20 protein-coding genes are annotated in these 18,600 nt (G+C 65.1%); 7 read left to right on the top strand and 13 right to left on the bottom strand.

Features of this window, described 5'->3' with window-relative positions:
- Positions 1-312: 312 nt before the first annotated feature.
- Together ruvX and I6F38_RS02000 are read left to right on the top strand one after the other, a co-directional pair.
- Positions 313-795: a Holliday junction resolvase RuvX gene (ruvX, locus tag I6F38_RS02005; protein WP_225158881.1), complete on the top strand. Its 483-nt coding sequence runs from the start codon at positions 313-315 to the stop codon at positions 793-795.
- Positions 796-797: 2 nt separating this feature from the next.
- On the top strand, positions 798-1,724 hold the full coding sequence (locus tag I6F38_RS02000) for an AEC family transporter (RefSeq protein ID WP_225158880.1): 927 nt from the start codon (positions 798-800) through the stop codon (positions 1,722-1,724).
- A 44-nt stretch (positions 1,725-1,768) separates the two neighbouring features.
- On the opposite strand, the gene I6F38_RS01995 is transcribed toward I6F38_RS02000, so the two are convergent.
- From I6F38_RS01995 to I6F38_RS01960, 8 genes are all read right to left on the bottom strand, one after another.
- Entirely contained in the window at positions 1,769-2,887 is a 1,119-nt protein-coding gene (locus tag I6F38_RS01995; protein WP_225158879.1) for a GNAT family N-acetyltransferase, read from the bottom strand.
- Between the two features lie 335 nt (positions 2,888-3,222).
- The gene (locus tag I6F38_RS01990) at positions 3,223-4,434 is read right to left on the bottom strand and encodes an ABC transporter substrate-binding protein (RefSeq protein WP_225158878.1); all 1,212 of its coding nucleotides are present in this window, start codon (positions 4,432-4,434) and stop codon (positions 3,223-3,225) included.
- A 215-nt stretch (positions 4,435-4,649) separates the two neighbouring features.
- On the bottom strand, positions 4,650-5,393 hold the full coding sequence (locus I6F38_RS01985; RefSeq protein ID WP_225158877.1) for a CPBP family intramembrane glutamic endopeptidase: 744 nt from the start codon (positions 5,391-5,393) through the stop codon (positions 4,650-4,652).
- 66 nt (positions 5,394-5,459) lie between these two features.
- The gene (locus I6F38_RS01980; protein WP_076834453.1) at positions 5,460-6,230 is read right to left on the bottom strand and encodes a CPBP family intramembrane glutamic endopeptidase; all 771 of its coding nucleotides are present in this window, start codon (positions 6,228-6,230) and stop codon (positions 5,460-5,462) included.
- Positions 6,231-6,358: 128 nt separating this feature from the next.
- Complete coding sequence (locus I6F38_RS01975; protein WP_225158876.1) at positions 6,359-8,002, bottom strand: acyl-CoA dehydrogenase family protein; 1,644 nt, start codon at positions 8,000-8,002, stop codon at positions 6,359-6,361.
- Positions 8,003-8,162: 160 nt separating this feature from the next.
- Positions 8,163-8,615 (bottom strand): hypothetical protein, encoded by a 453-nt coding sequence (locus I6F38_RS01970; protein ID WP_028341011.1) that lies wholly within the window; start codon positions 8,613-8,615, stop codon positions 8,163-8,165.
- A gap of 32 nt (positions 8,616-8,647) precedes the next feature.
- Positions 8,648-9,067, bottom strand: coding sequence for a hypothetical protein (locus I6F38_RS01965; RefSeq protein ID WP_225158875.1), 420 nt, complete (start codon positions 9,065-9,067; stop codon positions 8,648-8,650).
- A 220-nt stretch (positions 9,068-9,287) separates the two neighbouring features.
- Positions 9,288-10,022 carry a M15 family metallopeptidase gene (locus I6F38_RS01960; protein ID WP_225159045.1) on the bottom strand — a complete coding sequence of 245 codons (735 nt, stop codon included), beginning with the start codon at positions 10,020-10,022 and terminating at the stop codon, positions 9,288-9,290.
- Between the two features lie 268 nt (positions 10,023-10,290).
- On the opposite strand from I6F38_RS01960, the gene I6F38_RS01955 reads away from it, so the two are divergent.
- The 3 genes from I6F38_RS01955 (at position 10,291) to plsY (ending at position 13,372) form a co-directional block, all read left to right on the top strand.
- Entirely contained in the window at positions 10,291-11,244 is a 954-nt protein-coding gene (locus I6F38_RS01955; RefSeq protein ID WP_026192854.1) for an aspartate carbamoyltransferase catalytic subunit, read from the top strand.
- Positions 11,245-11,249: 5 nt separating this feature from the next.
- Positions 11,250-12,551 carry a dihydroorotase gene (locus I6F38_RS01950; protein ID WP_225158874.1) on the top strand — a complete coding sequence of 434 codons (1,302 nt, stop codon included), beginning with the start codon at positions 11,250-11,252 and terminating at the stop codon, positions 12,549-12,551.
- 224 nt (positions 12,552-12,775) lie between these two features.
- The gene (plsY, locus tag I6F38_RS01945) at positions 12,776-13,372 is read left to right on the top strand and encodes a glycerol-3-phosphate 1-O-acyltransferase PlsY (RefSeq protein WP_076834465.1); all 597 of its coding nucleotides are present in this window, start codon (positions 12,776-12,778) and stop codon (positions 13,370-13,372) included.
- A 124-nt stretch (positions 13,373-13,496) separates the two neighbouring features.
- Here plsY and I6F38_RS01940 read toward each other — a convergent pair whose 3' ends face one another.
- Both I6F38_RS01940 and I6F38_RS43915 read right to left on the bottom strand, forming a co-directional pair.
- Entirely contained in the window at positions 13,497-14,735 is a 1,239-nt protein-coding gene (locus I6F38_RS01940; RefSeq protein ID WP_225158873.1) for an amidase, read from the bottom strand.
- Complete coding sequence (locus I6F38_RS43915) at positions 14,732-14,866, bottom strand: hypothetical protein (protein ID WP_276573465.1); 135 nt, start codon at positions 14,864-14,866, stop codon at positions 14,732-14,734. Before I6F38_RS43915 ends, I6F38_RS01940 begins: the two co-directional genes overlap by 4 nt.
- On the opposite strand from I6F38_RS43915, the gene dprA reads away from it, so the two are divergent.
- Complete coding sequence (dprA, locus tag I6F38_RS01935) at positions 14,861-15,976, top strand: DNA-processing protein DprA (protein ID WP_225158872.1); 1,116 nt, start codon at positions 14,861-14,863, stop codon at positions 15,974-15,976. The genes I6F38_RS43915 and dprA overlap by 6 nt on opposite strands.
- A gap of 168 nt (positions 15,977-16,144) precedes the next feature.
- Here dprA and I6F38_RS01930 read toward each other — a convergent pair whose 3' ends face one another.
- On the bottom strand, positions 16,145-16,555 hold the full coding sequence (locus I6F38_RS01930; protein ID WP_038380388.1) for a helix-turn-helix domain-containing protein: 411 nt from the start codon (positions 16,553-16,555) through the stop codon (positions 16,145-16,147).
- A gap of 99 nt (positions 16,556-16,654) precedes the next feature.
- On the opposite strand from I6F38_RS01930, the gene I6F38_RS01925 reads away from it, so the two are divergent.
- The gene (locus tag I6F38_RS01925) at positions 16,655-17,263 is read left to right on the top strand and encodes an NAD(P)H-dependent oxidoreductase (protein WP_225158871.1); all 609 of its coding nucleotides are present in this window, start codon (positions 16,655-16,657) and stop codon (positions 17,261-17,263) included.
- Between the two features lie 57 nt (positions 17,264-17,320).
- Here I6F38_RS01925 and I6F38_RS01920 read toward each other — a convergent pair whose 3' ends face one another.
- Together I6F38_RS01920 and I6F38_RS01915 are read right to left on the bottom strand one after the other, a co-directional pair.
- The gene (locus I6F38_RS01920; RefSeq protein WP_092078167.1) at positions 17,321-17,479 is read right to left on the bottom strand and encodes a hypothetical protein; all 159 of its coding nucleotides are present in this window, start codon (positions 17,477-17,479) and stop codon (positions 17,321-17,323) included.
- Between the two features lie 254 nt (positions 17,480-17,733).
- Positions 17,734-18,507 carry a glucose 1-dehydrogenase gene (locus I6F38_RS01915; protein WP_225158870.1) on the bottom strand — a complete coding sequence of 258 codons (774 nt, stop codon included), beginning with the start codon at positions 18,505-18,507 and terminating at the stop codon, positions 17,734-17,736.
- Positions 18,508-18,600: the final 93 nt, after the last annotated feature.

The raw sequence follows: 18,600 nt of genomic DNA, 5'->3' as shown, positions 1-18,600 counted from the left end.
TCACGTCAATGAAACGACCGGCCGAAACGGGTCGATTGCTGCCCCCGGATCATAACTTGACGTAATATCGTAACAGAAATTCACGCGTATCATGTGACCTCCCTCACAAACTGAACCACAATCACAACGGAAGTTTGTCACAACACGAACGTTTTGGGTGTATGCGGCCAAGCCGGTTGATGTGACCGTGACCCGAGCCGGTCGCCGACTTACGCGGGCCGCCCGCTCCCCGCGCTGAGGCGTTTTCGCATGGACGCCACGGCAGTGCCGGGCTTTGCCTCGGCGCGCGGGTGCGTGCTAAGCGCTAGCGTCATGCCCGCCCCCATCCTTCCCCTGATCGAAGCTGCGCCGCACTGGCCCGAGCGCGGCGCGCTTGTCGGCCTCGACCTCGGCACCAAGACCATCGGGGTTGCCGCCTCCGATCCGGACCGCCGGCTGGCGACCGGCGTCGAGACCATCCAGCGCAAGCAGTTCAAGGCCGATGCGGCGCGGCTGCTCGCGATCGCCGCCGAACGCAATGCCGTCGGCTTCGTGCTCGGCCTGCCGATCAACATGGACGGCAGCGAAGGCCCGCGCGCGCAATCGACCCGGGCCTTCGCCCGCAACCTGGCCGACCTCACCGCGCTTGCGATCGGACTGTGGGACGAGCGGCTCTCGACCGCGGCGGTCGAGCGCGAGCTGATCGGGATGGACGTCAGCCGCGCCCGGCGCGCCGAGGTGATCGACGAGCACGCCGCGATCTTCATCCTGCAGGGCGCACTGGACCGGCTCGCGAAGCTGCGCGGTGAGCGCTGACCATGGTCGTGGTGATCGCGGCGCTGCTGCCGGTGTTCCTCTTGATCGTGCTCGGCTTCGTCCTGAAGCGCACGCTGATGCCGCTCGATACGCAATGGCACGGGCTGGAGCGGCTGACCTATTACGTGCTGTTCCCGGTGCTCCTGGTGCAGACACTGGTCAAGGCCGACCTGACCACGGTGCCGGTCGCGGGCGTCGGCGGCGCGCTGCTGCTCGCGGCGCTGGTGATGTCGCTATTCTGCCTCGCGCTGCGCGGCCCGCTGGCGCGCGCCGGCGTCGACGGCCCCGCCTTCACCTCGATCTTCCAGGGCGCGACGCGCTGGCAGACCTATGTCGCGCTTTCGGTGTCGCGCAATCTCTATGGCAGCACAGGCCTTGCCCTGGCTTCGGTCGCGATGGTCGCGATCATCCCGCTGGTCAATGTGTTCAGCGTCGCCGTGCTGGCGAAATATGCCTCGTCCGAGAAGCGTTCGACCGGCGCCATCGTGATGACTGTCGTGCAGAACCCGCTGATCTGGGCCTGCGTCATCGGGCTCGTCATCAATGTCGCGCACATCCCGCTGCCACAGATCTGGTATGACGTCGCCGACGCGCTCGGCGGCTCGTCGCTGGCGATCGGCCTGCTCGTCACCGGGGCCGGGCTGCATCTGGAAGGCATCTTCCGGCCCAGCCTCGCTGCCAGCGCGGCATTGGTGCTGAAACTCGTCCTGATGCCGGCGCTGACCGTCGCGCTCGCGGTGTGGTTCGGCGTCACCGGGTCCAATCTCGCCATCGTCGCGGCCTGCGCCGCGGTGCCGACCTCGCCGTCAGCCTATGTGCTGGCGCGCCAGATGGGCGGCGACGCGCCGCTGCTCGCCCAGATCATCACGCTGCAGACGATTTTGGCCGCGATCACGATGCCGATCGTGATTGCCGCGGTGGGGCTTTAGAAGGCGCACCCGATCGGCCTTGAATAGCGCCGCGCGATCGGTCTCTACCAGACTTCGCGATAGTTCGCGAACTTGCGCAGGGTCTTGTCATAGCGGGCCGGTACGATCCAGGGCAACAGGAGCCTGAAGATCGCGTTCGGAAGCGGAGAGCGAAGCCGCACATAGAGGTCGAGCGGATCGAGGTCATGCCGCATCCGGAATTTCGGTTCGTAGCTGAGACCCGTGCTTCGAAGCCACCTGTAACCGTTGGCGATCGCCCAATTCATCATGTCGCGAATGGTGTAGTAATAAAGATGAAGGTCGAGCGCGACAGCATAGTCGAGGCCGACATACTCCCAGAACAGACTGTCGCCTTCCACCATGCAAAGGCTGAAGGCGATCACCTTGCCGCCACGGCGCCAGATGAAGAAGCGAACCTTGTCCTTCATGTCGCTGCCGAGCCGGCGGAGATAGTCGGCTGTCAGTTTCTCGAAACGGAATTTCGAGCGATCGAAGACCTGCAGGTAGAGCGGATAGATCTCGTCGACCGCATCCCTTGCGTCGTCGGTGACGGTAAGAGCTATGGTTTCACCGTCGGTTGCCTTGAATTTCTTGCGGAGCTGCCAGCGCGCCGACCGCGGCAGCGCATTTTGCATGTAGGCATCGAAGTCGTCGTGCTCGATATTGAGCGCCGTCATCGGCATGCTCGGCGCGCGGGCGAAGCCGCGCCGGACGAAGCAATCCAGCACCGGCCGGTAGCGCGCGGGGAATTCCTTCAGGACGATGAGTTGCGCCCCGCACGATCGGGCGAGCGTGACGATTTCGCCGCAAAGAATCTCGGCGATCTTGCCGGACGGCACCGTGCTTGATCCGGCAAGATGCCCTTCACCGGCGAAGCATCCGACCATCAGGGTTCGCATTTTGAGAAACCCGGGAACGAAGTCTCGGATGCGCGCCAGCAGCGGCTGCCATTCCGCTCCAAGTCCCTCGAGAACGTCCTGGTCGAGAAGAAAGAACGGCTGGACGGCGTGGAGACAGCCCGCCCGGTCGATGATCGCGAAGTACCGGTACTCGACGCGCTCGCGGAGCGTATCCTCCAGGATCTCGTAGTAGCGGTGATCCTTGCGCAGATCGGCGAAGCTGGCAGCCCAAGCGGGACAACCGGCGATTTCGTCGCGCGTCACGATCTTTACGCGAAAAGGCGCTGTAGCAGCCGCCGCGTCCGCTACGCTTGTTGTATCAGCCAGACTGACTGCGTCTGACGCCAACGCAATGCTCCGGGTGATGAAAAGTCTTTCAATACAGTATCAATGTACCTGATTTGGCCGCGGGCTCCTGTGCCATCCGCGCAACAAGTCATTTCTTTCGAAGCCGCGTCGCGCCGAGCGGCGCGCGCTCTCCCGCGATCGACCGGCCCGCCGGTCGCGGCTACTTAGCGCCACAACGCGCCCTTGCGCTTCAGCAAGCAGCGAAGGCCCGCAACAACTGGCGCGGCTCGTATGGCTTCTCCTGGTCGTCGCTATTTTCCAGACGAACCGACGAACGCCGTATCGAGCACATCACCGATCGGCTGCCAGCTACGGCCATCGAACTGAAGCAACCGCAATTGCTCGACCGGTCGGAACTGAGCGGTGTTAATCTTGATGCCGGGGAGCAGAGCGGACGCCTGATAATCCCTGAGCGCCGCGGCCTGCTTCATGACGTTCTCACGCGACAGGTCGTTGCCGCATTGCCTGAGCACCTCGACCATCGTTTCGGCGGCGGCATAGCCGTAGACTGCGGCCGCGTCATCCTTGCCGCCGGCTTTGGTATACTTGTCCAGGAAACTGTACCAGGCGCCCTGCTCCGCTCTCCAGGCCGGATCGCTCGCATCCTTCAGGAACGCGGCGGTGATGACGCCGGTCGCATTCTCCGTGCCGGCCCGCTTGAGCACCGTCTCGATCGATGACGCCATCTGGTTCACGACGAACACCGGCCGCCAGCCGTGATCGGCCGCGGCGCGGATCACCTTGGCGGCATTTTCCGGAACTCCGGCAAACACAAAGACCTCGGCGCCCGATTGCTTCAGGATCGAGACGTGACCGTCCAGGTGCTGATCGTCGACATCATAGGCGATGTCGACCCTGATGTTGTGGGCGACGTCGCCCAGCCCTTGCACCAGTCCCTTGAACAATTCGCGCCCGAACTGGTCATTCTCCCAAAGCGCCACGATTTTCTTGCCGGGATAGAAAGCCTGGATGTAGTTGGCGTAGATGCGCCCCTCCTCGCGGTACGAGGGTTGCCAGCCCATGGTCCACGGATAGAGCGACGGCTCGCTGAGCTCGTGATCGCCGGAAGCAACGAAAAGCTGGGGGATCTTGCGTTCGTTGAGATACTTCCGCACGGCGAGATTCCCCGGCGTGCCGAACGAACCGAACATCAAGAGCACATTGTCGGTCTCGACCAGAATTCGCGTGAGATCCATGGCGTTGGAGGGATCCGACAGATCGTCATAGGACATGAAGCGGATCTTGCGGCCATTGATGCCGCCGCGTTCGTTGATCATCTCGAAATAGGCGGCTTCCGCCTTGCCGATCTGGCCGAAAATCTCCAGCGCGCCGCTATACGGCATGACATTGCCGATCCGGATTTCGGTGTCGGTAACGCCCTGGTCGCGCACCTGCTGCGTGATGGCGCCGAGAGACGCCAGCGCGACGACGCTGGCCAGGATTGCTCGGATCAAGATAGCCATGAGAAGAGCTCGCACGACGGCAGCCGCCGCTGCCTGGTTTCAGTCCGGCCCGCGCTCATTCATTGATCTAGATCATAGCACTCGAGGGGGCCGCTGGCATCCCCTTCGTCAACCTTCCGATGGGCGGCGATGCGCCACTGCTTGTTCCGGATCATCGCGCTGCAGACGGCTCCGGCGGCCATCACGATGCCGATCGTGATCGTCGCGATGGGGCGTTAAGCGTAAGGGCCTATCGTGAAGCAGCTGACTATGTTCAAGGCCGAGTGAACGATCACAGTCAGCCAGGTCGAATTACTGCGCCAACGAAAGTAGCCCAGAGCGAGGCCGAAAACGAATAGACAAAAACGATAGGACCAATCGTACTGCGTGTGGTTGAGAGCCCAAACCAGTGATGTCAAGACGATGGCACCGACTGGTCCGACGAAGGACTGCGACCATCCTCGAAACAAAAAGCCGCGGAAAACAAACTCCTCCATGATCGGCGCGGCCAAGCAGCAGCCGATCAGGAAGGTGAGCAAGCCAACCCGCCCCTGCACGTTCAGATTGGGAGCGGCCCAACTCGTGTCTGCTCCTACGAAAGCTAGAAAACAGCTCTCCACAATCAGCAGAACTGCCGCGATGGCGAATGCGAGAAAAAGCTCTCTTGAACTGGGCCAATTGAGCGCAAGGTATTCGGAAAAGTCCCGATCGAGCTTACGGACGGCGACCCAAAGCACCGCAACAGCGGCTGGACTTCCGAGCACCAGACCTGCACCCTGCCAGCGTCCCTCGAGCCCGGCCTGAGCAATCGGGATTGTCCCATACTGCGCGTGCATAAGGACAAGAACACCAAGCCCTCCCGTCAGAAGAAACGCGCCGTAGGCGAGAAGGCCAACAAGCGTCGTCTCCAGGAAATCCCATACCCGCGGCGATTTCGCCGAAGCCGGGACCGGCGCGTTGGCATTCTCGAAGTTCGACATATGGGATTCTTCTGCAACAACGTTGCAGCGAAGGTGGGCCTAGCTTCAACCTAGCATAGGGAACTCTCAGCCCGCCAGCCACCAGGTCTGGATCGTCGCAGCGAAATTGTTCAGCCCGTGCAGCAGGATGGTCAGCCAGGTCGAGCCGGTGCGGAAGCGCAAATAGCCGAACAGGAGGCCGATCGTCAGCACCTGGCAGAGGAAGAACCAGTCGTACTGCAGGTGCATCACGGTCCAAACGATCGACGACAGCAGGATCGCGCCATAGGGTCCGAGCGCGGATTCCGACCAGCCGCGGTAGAGCCAGCCGCGTGCGAACAGTTCCTCCCAGAGCGGCGCGGCCACGGCGAAGGCGATCACCAGGAGCCACAGTGCACTGTGCTCCTGCGCCGATTTCAGCACGTCGCCCATGAAGCCCGGCGACACCTCGCGGCCGGCGGCGCGGGACACCATGTCCCAGGCTCCGACCAGCACGACGAGCGCGACGACGCCGATGATCACGTTCTTCCACGACGTCCCGCGCAGCCCGAGATAATCGGCGAACGGGATCCGGGTCCGGCGGATCGCGAACCACAGCACCAGCAACACCATCGGCAGGCCGGCGAGGACCGAGAGCGAGATCGTCAGGCCGTCGGCGACCACATGGGTGATGCCGGCCGTCGACACCTCGCCGCCCTGCGCCACGATGCGCCAGACGATGACCGTGACCTGGCCGACGAACATCGCGGCGAAGATCAACAGGCCCCACAGCGCGGTGCCCCAGAATTTCCAGACCCGCGGGGGGAGCGGCGGCGGTTCGATCGCGGCAGTCGCGTCTTGCGGCGTGAGAGAATCCATTAGCGAACCTCGGCTCTATCAATTCGTCATGGCCGGGCTTGTCCCGGCCATCCACGTCTTTCCCTGCCCTGTCGAAGCAAAGACGTGGATGCCCGGCACAAGGCCGGGCATGACGGTGGTCAATGTGGTCATGGCAGCGCCCGCGCCAGCAGCGCGCGCTGATCGGCATCGGATAAGTCCACCGCGCCGTACATGCCGGCGTGGCGTTCGGCAAGCCGTGTCGCCGCGAACAGCTCGGCGTTTTTCGGCGAGACCTGGTTGAGCGCCGCGGTTGCCGCCAGGAGCGCCAGCTGCTCGACCGCAAGCCGCGCGACGCGCTCGCTGTCCGGCCGGCGGAACGACTGCCCGATCGAGGCAACGGCCTCGGCGGCGCCCGGCAGGCCCTTGGTCTCCTCGGCAAGCGCGCGCAGCACCGCGAGTGCGGCGTCAGCCTCGCGGCCGAGCGCGCGCAACACGTCGAGGCACATCACGTTGCCGGACCCCTCCCAGATTGCGTTGACCGGCGACTCCCGGTAGTGGCGCGCCAAAATGCCTTCCTCGACATAGCCATTGCCGCCGAGGCACTCCATCGCCTCATAGAGGAAGCCGGGCGCGCTCTTGCAGGTCCAGTATTTGATCGCCGGCGTCAGCAGCCGCATATAGGCGGCCTCGCCCGCATCGGCCGGCGCGCGATCGAAGGCACGGCAGAGCCGCATCACCAGCGCGATGGACGCCTCGACATGCAGCGCCATGTCCGACAGCACCGCCTGCATCAGCGGCTGGTCGGCGAGGTGTTTCTGGAACACGCTGCGGTGCCGCGCGTGATGGAGCGCATGCGCCAACCCCGAGCGCATCAGGCCGGCGGATGCGATCGCGCAATCCTGCCGCGTCAGCTGCACCATCTGGATGATGGTGCGGATGCCCTTGCCCTCCTCGCCGATCAGCTCGGCATAAGCGCCGTGGAATTCGACCTCCGACGAGGCATTGGAGCGGTTGCCGAGCTTGTCCTTCAGGCGCTGGAAGTGGATCGCGTTGACCGCGCCGTCGGACGCAAAGCGCGGCATGAAGAAGCAGCTCAGCCCATTCATGGTCTGCGCCAGCACCAGGAAGGCGTCGCACATCGGTGCCGACATGAACCATTTGTGCCCGGTGACACGCCAGGCCCCGCCGTCGCGCTCGGCGCGCGTCATGTTGGCGCGCACATCCGTGCCGCCCTGCTTTTCCGTCATGCCCATGCCGAGGGTCATGCCGCGCTTGGTCCACCACGGCGCAAAGGTGGGATCGTAGGCGCGCGTTCCGATCACCGGCATCGTCTTCGCCAGAATATCCGGCTGCGAGGCCAGCGCCGCGACCGAGGCGCGCGTCATCGTGATCGGGCAGAGATGGCCGGTCTCGACCTGGGAAGCGATGTAGAACTTTGCCGCACGCACCACCTCGGCCGCTCCGCCGGCCGGCTTGCCGTCGGCGCTCCAGGTCGAGTTGTGCACGCCGGCATGCGCGGAGTGCGCCATCAGCTCGTGATAGGCCGGGTGAAACTCGACCTCGTCGCGGCGATTGCCCCTGGCATCGAACAAGCGCAGTTTCGGCGTGTTCTCGTTGGCGATGCGTCCGCGCTCCGCCATCGCGTCCGAGCCCCAATGCTTGCCGAAATCCGACAGCTCCGCCGTTGCCGCCGCCCCGCCATTGGCAGCGACCGCCGCGGCGAGCGGCGCGTCCACCGTGAACAGGTCGACATTTTCGAACGGCGGCGACTGGTTGAAGACGTCGTGGGTGGCAAACGGAGCCTGCGTCATGGTCTCCTCGGCAACTGGTCTGCACGCATGCGGCCTGGACAACCGGCCTCTTCCGGCCGGGATCACGGGCCAGCCGCTGCGCAATGGAATCGGAGGATCATAAGCCTGCGAGCCGACGCGGGGCAGCGAAAAGTACACGTCCGCTGGATGCTTCCATGCTTTAGATGCTTGCGCGCTTGGGCGCATGGCGGCCGAGCCAGCGGTCGACCCAGTCATTGACGCGGGTCCGGTTCGCCTCCTTCCTGGAAGCCTGGACAGGAAAAATGTCGCCGCTGCTCAATTGCCGGTTATCGGGATAGGCCGCCAACTGCAGGTTGGACTCATGCGCGGCGCCGTCCACCGGCGAGATGTAGGCAAACCGGATCTCGATCTTGTGCTTGATGTCGGCGCCCTGCCACTTCGGATGATGGCGTGCCAGCAGCTCGGTAAGCTCGCACGGCAACAGATCGGAGGTCGAGCTTCGCGACCCCTCGGTCTTCTCCATGTAGCATTGTTCCTTGACGCTGCTGACGCGCGCGTCGATCGGCCGGAAGTTCAGTCGCTTGTCGAGCTCGCTATAGACATAGAAGCTCGCGACGGCGACAGCGATCATAGCGTAGAGGCCAAGGCGCATGGTTGTGCTTCCGTCCTGTCGGACCGCGGCGGTCAGATCGAACGCGTCTTGTCCGCCTTGGTCTTGGAGGCAAGGACGGGAAACACGTCCCCGGCGCGCAGCGGCTTGCCGTTGGGGAAATAGGACATCTGCAGGCTCGACTGGTGGGTGGCTCCGTCGACCGGCGAGACATAGATGACCTTCACCTCGATCTTGTGCTTCACGTCATAGCCCTGCCACTTCGGGTGCTCCTTGCGCAGCAGCTCGGCAATCTCGCAGCGGGTCAGATCGGAGGTCGATGTCGTCTTGGTGATGACCCCGCGGTCGACCTTTTCCAGATAGCATTGCTCGCTGACGCCGCTGATGTGGCATCGACGCGCTGATAATTCGCGCTCTTGTCGTGTCGATCGTAAATCAAGACGCCGGCGACGCCGACGACAACAATTGCAATGGCTGCGAAACGCATGCTGCATGCTCCCGTGTTGCCCGCACTTCATACGGCCACAATTAAGGAGTGTTGAAAGCGCGCTCGGCTACTTTTGCGATGGCAAGCGTCGTCTTGCGAAAATGCTTCGGATTTGAGGAAAATCCTGCCCTAGAGTTTCGGTTCTGATTGAAACAGAATCGAAGCTCCAGTCTCTTGTTCTGAGGCGTTTTCTTCACGCGAACCGGCGTCCACTTCTCGAAAACGCGCTACCGCGCCCGGACGATCGGGAAGTCGTAGGCCGGCCCGCCTGCCCGCGGCAGCGAAAAGTGCCACCATTCCTTGGCATAATTCGCGAACCCTTGCCGGGCCATCGCCGCGACCAGCATGGCGCGCCAGCGCCTCTGCGCAGGCGTGATCGAGCCCGTCGCGGTGTGGGCCTTCAGGTCGGAACAATCGTAACCGGTGCCCATGTCGACGCTGCCCTCCGGAGCGCGCGTGGCGGCCGGCGCGGTGCAGTCGGCATAGTCCCTGGCCGGATCGAACTTGCGCGAATTGTCGGCGCCAAGATCGACCAGCGTGAGATCGACCGCGGCCCCTGTCGAATGTCCCGAATGGGTGGCGATGTAGCCGAGGCGGAACAGGTCCGCCTTCGAGAAGGCCGGGTTATAGCGCCGCTCGGCGGCGGTCTCGGTGCCGTTCCTCGACCATGCCACCATGTCGGCGACAGCGCGGGCCGGCCGGTAGCAATCGAACATCTTCAGCGACAGTCTTTGCCGGGCCAGTTCCTGCTGCACGGCCTTGAGCCTGAGCCCGACCTCCCGCTTCACCACGCATTCCGCCGCGCCATAGCCCGCAAGCGGCCGGCCCATGAAATTGTTCGCGCCGGCGTAGCGGATGTCCTGGATGATGGTCGGATCGATGTCGCGGAGGAACGCGAAGTCGCCGGGCAAGTTCTGAGCGAAGGCAGGCGAGATCGCCCCCGGGATCAACGCGATGGTCATCCATGCGATCACGACAATTTTCACGAGGTCTCGCTCCGGCGTCACGGCCGGGTATAGCCCGTCAGGAGGACGGCGTCGCTGCCGCTCCGCCTATGCCCGGCCATCCACGTCTTGTTCCGGAAAATCCCGCAAAAGCAAGGCGCGGATGTCCCCCGGCGAACCCCGGCAGGACCGCCGAGAAGGCGGCGACATCTTACTCGGGGAAAACTCCCGCGAGCCCTCTTCGCGCTTGCCCCACCGGCCATCCGCGCCTATAGCTCTCGCTTTAATGACCCCATCATTGAAATCGACTTTTGTCCTCGGTCACCGGCATCTGCTGGGCATCGAGGGCCTTTCCGCTGACGACATCACGGGCCTGCTCGACCTCTCCGAGGAGTATGTCGAGCTCAACCGCCAGGTCGACAAGAAGCGCGCCTCCCTGCGCGGCCGCACCCAGGTCAATCTGTTCTTCGAGGCCTCGACCCGGACCCAGTCCTCGTTCGAGATCGCCGGAAAACGCCTGGGCGCCGACGTCATGAACATGTCGGTGTCGTCGATGTCGACCCGCAAGGGTGAGACGTTGATGGACACTGCTGTGACGCTGAACGCGATGCACCCGGACATCCTCGTGGTACGCCACCACGCGTCCGGCGCGGTCGAGCTTCTGGCGCGCAAGGTTGACGGTTCCGTGATCAATGCCGGCGACGGCAGCCACGAGCACCCGACCCAAGCGCTGCTCGACGCCCTGACGATCCGCCGCAACAAGGGCCGGCTCGAGGGGCTGACGATCGCGATCTGCGGCGACGTGCTGCATTCGCGGGTGGCGCGCTCCAACATCTTCCTGCTCAACACCATGGGCGCGCGCGTCCGCGTGGTGGCCCCCTCCACCCTGCTGCCGCCCGGCATCGAGCGGATGGGCGTCGAGGTCGCGCGCGACATGCGCGAGGGACTGAACGGCGCCGACATCGTGATGATGCTGCGGCTGCAGCGTGAGCGCATGAACGGCTCCTTCGTGCCGTCGTCGGGCGAGTATTTCCACTATTTCGGCCTCGACCAGAAGAAGCTCGGCTATGCCAAGCCGGATGCGCTGGTGATGCATCCCGGCCCGATGAACCGCGGTGTCGAGATCGACACCTTCGTCGCCGACGGCGCGCAGTCGCTGATCCGTGAACAAGTTGAAATGGGTGTGGCAGTACGTATGGCGGTGCTGGAAGCGCTCGCCCGCAACCTGCCAAACGCGTGAGACCGATGCTGACCGACCGCCGCCCCATCCTGCTCGCCAACGCCCGCGTCATCGATCCGTCGCGCGATTTCGACGGTCCGGGCGACGTCCTGATCGCCGATGGCGTCATCCGTGACGCCAAGCGCGGCATCGGCGCCGCCGGCGTCCCCGAAGGCACCGACATCGTCAATTGCGCCGGCAAGATCGTGGCCCCCGGCCTGATCGATATGCGCGCCTTTGTCGGCGAGCCCGGCGCCAGCCATCGCGAGACTTTCGCCTCCGCCAGCCAGGCCGCCGCGGCCGGCGGCATCACCACCATCATCTGCCAGCCCGACACCTCGCCGGTGATCGACAATTCGGCGACCGTCGACTTCGTGCTCCGCCGCGCCCGCGACACCGCGATCGTCAACATCCATCCGATGGCGGCGCTGACCAAGGGCATGCAGGGCCAGGAGATGACCGAGATCGGCCTGCTCAAGGCTGCCGGCGCCGTCGCCTTCACCGACGGCGACCGCAGCGTCACCAACGCCCAGGTGATGCGGCGCGCGCTGACCTATGCCCGCGATTTCGACGCGCTGATCGTGCATCACACCGAGGATCCGAATCTGGTGGGCGAAGGCGTGATGAACGAGGGCGAATTCGCCACGAGGCTCGGTCTCGCAGGGATTCCCACCGCGGCCGAGTCGATCATGCTCGAGCGCGACATGCGCCTCGCGGGCCTGACCGGCGGGCGCTATCACGCGGCGTCGCTGACCTCGATCGAGTCGCTGGAGATCCTCAAGCGCGCCCGCGACTCCGGCCACAATGTCTCGGCCTCGGTCTCGATCAACCACGTGACGCTGAACGAAAACGACATCGGCCCCTACCGCACCTTCCTCAAGCTGGCGCCGCCGCTGCGCACCGAGGAGGACCGCAAGGCGCTGGTCGCAGCGCTGGCCTCCGGGCTGATCGATGTCGTGATGAGCGACCACAATCCGCAGGACGTCGAGGTCAAGCGGCTGCCGTTCGCGGAAGCGGCGAGCGGCGCAGTCGGTCTGCAGACCATGCTGCCGGCGGCGCTGCGGCTGATCCACAATGGCGAGATGGATTTCAAGACGCTGATCCGGGCGATGTCGACGCGGCCGGCGGAGCTGCTGGGCCTGCCCGGCGGCACGCTGCGCGCGGGCGCGCCGGCCGACGTCATCGTGATCGACGCCGACACGCCCTGGGTGCTCGACCGCGACGATCTCAAATCACTGTGCAAGAACACGCCGTTCGACGACGCCCGCTTCTCGGGCCGCGTGACGCGGACGATCGTCGGCGGACGGACCGTGTACGAGCACGTCTGAAACTGGGGTGGAACTCAGCGCGACGCGAGTTGCGACATCGCTTCCATCGTTGTGCCAACGACGATGGCCGCGACGTAAACGACAAAGAAAAACTGCTCCAGCCGCCTGCGAACAGAAGCCATGATAAGCTCCCTCATTACCAAGGCCATGGTGCGGATTTATGGTTAATATTTCATTGACGGCGCTGCCCGGTTCGGGCGGGACCGCTCCAGGGAACCACCGCGATGTCTGCTGATGGGCTGCTGCCGCTCGCCTTCCTGATCGGCTACCTGCTGGGCTCGATCCCGTTCGGCATGGTGCTGACCAGGATGGCCGGCACGCAGGATCTGCGCACGGTCGGCTCGGGCAATATCGGCGCCACCAATGTGCTGCGCACCGGCCGCAAGGGCCTCGCCGCGGCGACGCTGCTCGGCGACATGCTGAAGGGCACCGTCGCCGTCATCATCGCCGGCACCATCGACGGCCCGAACGCGGCGATGCTGGCGGCGCTGGGGGCGTTCCTCGGCCACCTCTTTCCGGTCTGGCTGAAGTTTCGCGGCGGCAAGGGTGTCGCGACCTATCTCGGCGTGCTGCTCGGCCTGTTCTGGCCGGCGGCGCTGATCTTCGCCGTGATCTGGCTCGGCACCGCCTACACCACGCGCTACTCGTCGCTGTCGGCGCTGATCGCCGCGTTCGTGACGCCGCTGTTCCTGTGGTGGTTCGGCCATAACGCGCTCGCCTCGCTGTTCGCCGTGCTGACGCTGCTGCTGTTCTACATGCACCGCGAGAACATCCAGCGCCTGCAGGCCGGTACCGAGGGCAAGATCGGCGAGCGGAAGTGACGTATGTCATTCCGGGGCATCGCGCAGCGATGAGCCTCAGGTGCGCAATTGCGCATCGGGGAATCCAGAAGTTGTGGGCGAGATTCCGGGTTCGATGCGGCGCATCGCCCCGGAATGACCAAGCCTACCGCTTCAACGCGTCCTCGACAAAGCTCGCCGCCGCCAGCGCCTTCGCGTCATCGCCAAAACCCGCGATCACGGTCACGCCGACCGGCAATCCGCCCTCGGCGGTCAGCGTCGGCACGTTGACGCAGGGCACGCCCATCAAGGTCCAGAGCCGGTTGTAACGGGGATCGCCGGTCGACGCCAAACCCTCGGGTGCCGCGCCCGGTGCCGACAGCGTCAGCAGCACGTCGACCTCGGTGAGGATCGTGGCCAGCGCCAGCCGTGCGCGCAGCGTGACGTCCATTGCAGCGTCGTACTCCGCCGGCGTGCCGCCCTTGCTCTCGTCGAGCCGGCCGCGCAGCAGCGGCGGCATCGCATCGTAGTTCTGGCCGTATTCCCAGGCGAACGACTGATGCGCCTCGAAATCCTGCACCACCGGATGGATCCGCCACGCCTCGGCGATGATCTCGGGCACAGCGAACTCGTGCACGGTCGCACCGGCCTGCTCCGCCGCACGCGCGGCCTTCTGCAACGCCTCCGCTCCGGAAGGTTCCGGCGAACCGGCGAAGGCCTGCGCGACCACGCCGATGCGCGGCGCGGAAACCTTCGACGGCACCACCAGCTCGGGCCGCCTGGTCATCGCAGCGAGCCCCAGCGCGACATCGCGCACGCCGGCGCCGAACAGCCCGACGGTGTCGAGCGTCCAGGAGAAGCATTTCACGCCGACGGTCGGCAGCAGCCGATAGCTCGGCTTGATCGCGGCTACGCCGCAGAACGAGGCCGGCCGGATCACCGAGCCGCCGGTCTGCGTGCCGAGCGCCAGCGGGATCATCCCGGCCGCGACCGCTGCGGCCGAGCCCGATGACGAGCCGCCCGGCGTGTGCGCGTGATTGTGCGGATTGAGCGTTGCGGTCGGATCGTTCGCCGCGAACGCCGTCGTCGTGGTCTTGCCGATGATGGTGGCGCCGGCCTGCTTCAGCGCCATCACGACCGGCGCGTCGGCGCGCGGCTGATGCCCGCGATAGATCGCGGCGCCCATCTCGGTCGGGAGGTCAGCGGTATCGATGATGTCCTTGATGCCGACCGCAATCCCGCGCAACGGCCCGGCCTGTTGCGCACGCGCCGTCTCGTCGAGGCGGACGAAGGCGCCGATAGTCTTGTCCTGCGCCGCGATGGCGTCCCGCGTCTGCGTGATGGCGGCATCGGTGGACAATTCGCCGGAGGCGATGCGGCGTTGGAGATCGGCAAGCGAAATCATCGGCGGACTTCCTGTTTCTTGACGGTTTTTGGCGGCTTCTTGCCAAGCGCTTTTAGCGCGTCGCGCGCGGCTGCGCCAATGTCGCAGTTGATCACAATCTCAGGTTGGGCGAAGCTGCGCCCCGCATGCATGACCGCTCGCCCAGCCCTCCAAAACTCACCGACACCGAACGGCTCAACCGGCTGCGGCTGATCCGCTCCGACAATGTCGGCCCGCGCACCTTTGCATCGCTGCTCCGCCATTTTGGCGATGCGGCGCACGCGCTGGAGCGCCTGCCTGACCTCGCCCGCCGCGGCGGCGCCTCCGGCCCCGGACGGATCTGCAGCGAGGCCGACGCCGCCGCCGAGCTCGCGGCCTGCCGCAAATTCGGCATCGATCTCGTCGCGCCGGAGGAAGCGCATTATCCGGCGCGGCTTGCCACCATCGACGACGCGCCGCCGCTGCTTGCCGTGCGCGGCGCGCGCGACACCCTGATGCGGCCGATGATCGCGATCGTCGGCTCCCGCAACGCCTCCGGCGCCGGGCTGAAATTTGCAGGCCAGCTCGCGCGCGATCTTGGCGATGCCGGCTTTGTCGTGATCTCGGGCCTCGCCCGCGGCATCGATCAGGCAGCGCACCGCGCCACCGTTGCCAGCGGCACGGTCGCCGTGCTCGCCGGCGGCCACGACAGGATCTACCCGCCCGAGCATGAGGATCTGCTTGCGGCCCTGCTCGAACACGGCGCGGCGATCTCGGAGATGCCGCTCGGCCATGTGCCGCGGGCGCGCGACTTTCCCCGTCGCAACCGTTTGATCTCGGGCGCCTCGCTCGGCGTCGTGATCGTCGAGGCCGCGCATCGCTCGGGCTCGCTGATCACGGCGCGGATGGCGGCCGAACAGGGCCGCGAGGTGTTCGCGGTGCCGGGCTCGCCGATCGATCCGCGCGCCGCCGGCGCCAACGATCTGATCAAGCAAGGCGCCACGCTGGTCACCGAAGCCGCCGACGTCATCAGCGCGGTCACGCCGATCATGGAACGGCCGGTGATGCTCGGCGTGCGCGAGGACGACGAGCCGCTGGACTTTGCCACCGATAGCGGCGATCGCGCCCGCATCATCGATCTGCTCGGGCCGAGCCCGATCAGCCTCGACGATCTGATCCGGATGGCCGACGTGTCGCCGGCCGTTGTCCGCGCCGTGCTGCTCGAGCTCGAGCTCGCCGGCAGGCTCGAACGCCACGGCGGCGGGCTGGTGTCGATGATTTGACGATCTGAATATCTCGCTCGCGCAAACGCTTGTCCGTCATCCTGAGGAGCGCGCAGCGCGTCTCGAAGGATCGACGGCCCGACTGGTGGCCGTGCATCCTTCGAGACGCCTGCTACGCAGGCTCCTCAGGATGACGGGTCTGCTTGTCCGAACGCGAAGGCTCCGAACTCAGCCTTCGCCATTCCGCGCATCGAAGTCGTTTCGCGCGCCCTCGATTTCCGGCAGATGCGCGAACGCCCATTCGCCGAGCGCCATCACAGGCACCGCCAGTCCGCGCCCGAGATCGGTCAGCTCGTAGTCGACCCGCGGCGGAATGGTCGGAAACACCGTGCGCGTCACCAGGCCATCGCGCTCCAGGCCGCGCAGCGTCAAGGTCAGCATGCGCTGCGAGATGCCGTTGATCATCCTCTTCAGCTCGTTGAAGCGGCGCGGTCCATCGCGCAGCAGCATGATGACCAGCACGCTCCATTTGTCGCCGACCCGCGACAGCACCGAGGCCACGCCGCGGCAGTCCTGATGCGTCCCGGGGCCACGCGGCAGGCCGGTTTCGGCGGTTACATCGATGTGCTCGGGTTCCATTGGTGTGCTCGGGTTTCAAAAATGTGCGTTCTTGCGGAGATTTAGGGCGGTCACTCATATAGCGCCAGTTACAAACCTATACCAAAGGTGACCTCAGCCATGAAACTTCTGCACATCGATTCCTCGGTCCTCGGCCCCCACTCCGTCAGCCGCCAGGTCTCGGCCGCTGCCGTCGAGCGGCTGTGCCAGGCCAATCCGGGCCTCGTCGTCAGCTATCGCGACCTCAGCCAGACCCCGCTCGCCCACCTCTCCGGCCTGCACCTCGCCGCCAGTCAGGGCGCGGCGCCGGACCCGTCGGTACGCGACGACATCGCGACCGGCCAGGCGGTGCTGGACGAGTTCCTCGCCGCCGCCATCGTCGTGATCGGCGCGCCCATGTACAATTTCACGATTCCGAGCCAGCTCAAGGCCTGGATCGACCGCATCCTGGTCGCGGGCAAGACGTTCAAGTATGGCGCCGGCGGCGTCGAGGGACTGGCCGGCAACAAGCGCGTCATCATCGCGATCTCGCGCGGCGGCTATTACGGCGCCGACACGCCGATGGCCGCGCTCGAGCACCTCGAGACCTACCTGCGTGGCGTGTTCGGCTTCATCGGCGTCAGGAATGTTGAGTTCATCCCCGCCGACGGCATCCAGGTCGGCCCCGAGCATCGCGAAAAGGCGGTTGCGGGCGCGCTGCAGGCCGCCGGCAATCTGAACGCAGCCTGATGTGATTCAAAGCGCCTGCCGTCGCTTGGCGGCGGCAGGCCGTTCAGGTGGAGGAACTCAGAACCAGACGCCCTGTATGCCGAGGATGACGGCGACCAGCGAAATCAACAGGCCGATGCCGGAGAACAGCGCGACCGTCACGAACTGCGTCGTATCTGAACTTTCGGATGCGGGCGAAACCGGGATCGACGTCGAAATGCGGGCTGCTTTCGGCATGGCGGCACTCCAAATGATTCCGTGGTGAAAAATTCCCCGCCCAATCAGGAGTCCGGGCAGTACGCCAAAGGTTCAATGCGCGCGATGATAGTCGCAAGCGAAACCGGCCGGTATGAAACGCTTCACACCGGCCGTTCGATACAATGAGAAACAAACCAGAGCGTTTTCGAGCGAAGTGGATACCGGTTCGCGTGAAGAAAACGCGTCAGAATAAAACCAGAGCCGCGTTCCGATTTAATCGGAACGGAAAGGCTCTATCCGCGATAGATCGGTGCGCCCGCCGGTGATGCCGTTGCACCGCCATCGATGAACAGCTCCTGCCCTTGCACATGCGCGGCGTCGTCGGACGCCAGGAACAGCACGGTCTTTGAAATGTGATCGGGCTCGCCGATCCGCCCGAGCGGCGTGGTCTTGCCGATCCGCTGCTCGAAGATCTTCTCGGCCTCGGGCGTCGCGATCGCCGCGCCCCAGATCGGCGTGCGCACCGCGCCCGGCGCCACCACGTTGACGCGGATGTTGCGCGGCGAGAATTCTGACGCCATCACCCGCGCCATCGCGCGCACGCCGGCCTTGCTCGCGGCATAGGCCGAGTAGCCGGGATTGCCGAGCACGGAGATCACCGAGCCGTTGAGAATGATCGATGCGCCGTCGTTGAGGTACGGCGCGACCGCCTGCACCGTGAAGAACACGCCGGTGAGATTGGTCCGGATCACATTCTCGAATGCGGCCAGCGTGGTGCCGCCCACCGGCGTCTGGCCGGGAATGCCGGCATTGGCGAACAGCACGTCATACTTGCCGAACTTCTCGGCGCCCTGCTTCACCGCGGCTTCCAGCGCCGCGACGTCGGTGGCATCAGCCGCCACCGCGAGCGCGTTCGGCCCGAGCTCCCTGGATGCCGCCGCAAGCGTCTCCTTGTTGCGCCCGGTGATGACGATCTTGGCGCCCTCCGCCACGAACAGCTTCGCTGTCGCGAGCCCGATGCCGCTGTTGCCGCCGGTGATCAACGCCGTCTTGTTCGCCAGTCTCATGTCCGCCTCCAGTTGGTTGCATTATTAAACTTCGTTGCCTAGCTAGGGCATACGGTTTAATATTGCAACCACACAAGGTCGTGATGGCCCAAA

The organism is Bradyrhizobium sp. BRP56, from assembly GCF_020194035.1.
Taxonomy (GTDB): domain Bacteria; phylum Pseudomonadota; class Alphaproteobacteria; order Rhizobiales; family Xanthobacteraceae; genus Bradyrhizobium; species Bradyrhizobium australafricanum.
This window is presented reverse-complemented; position numbering and strand designations above follow the sequence as displayed.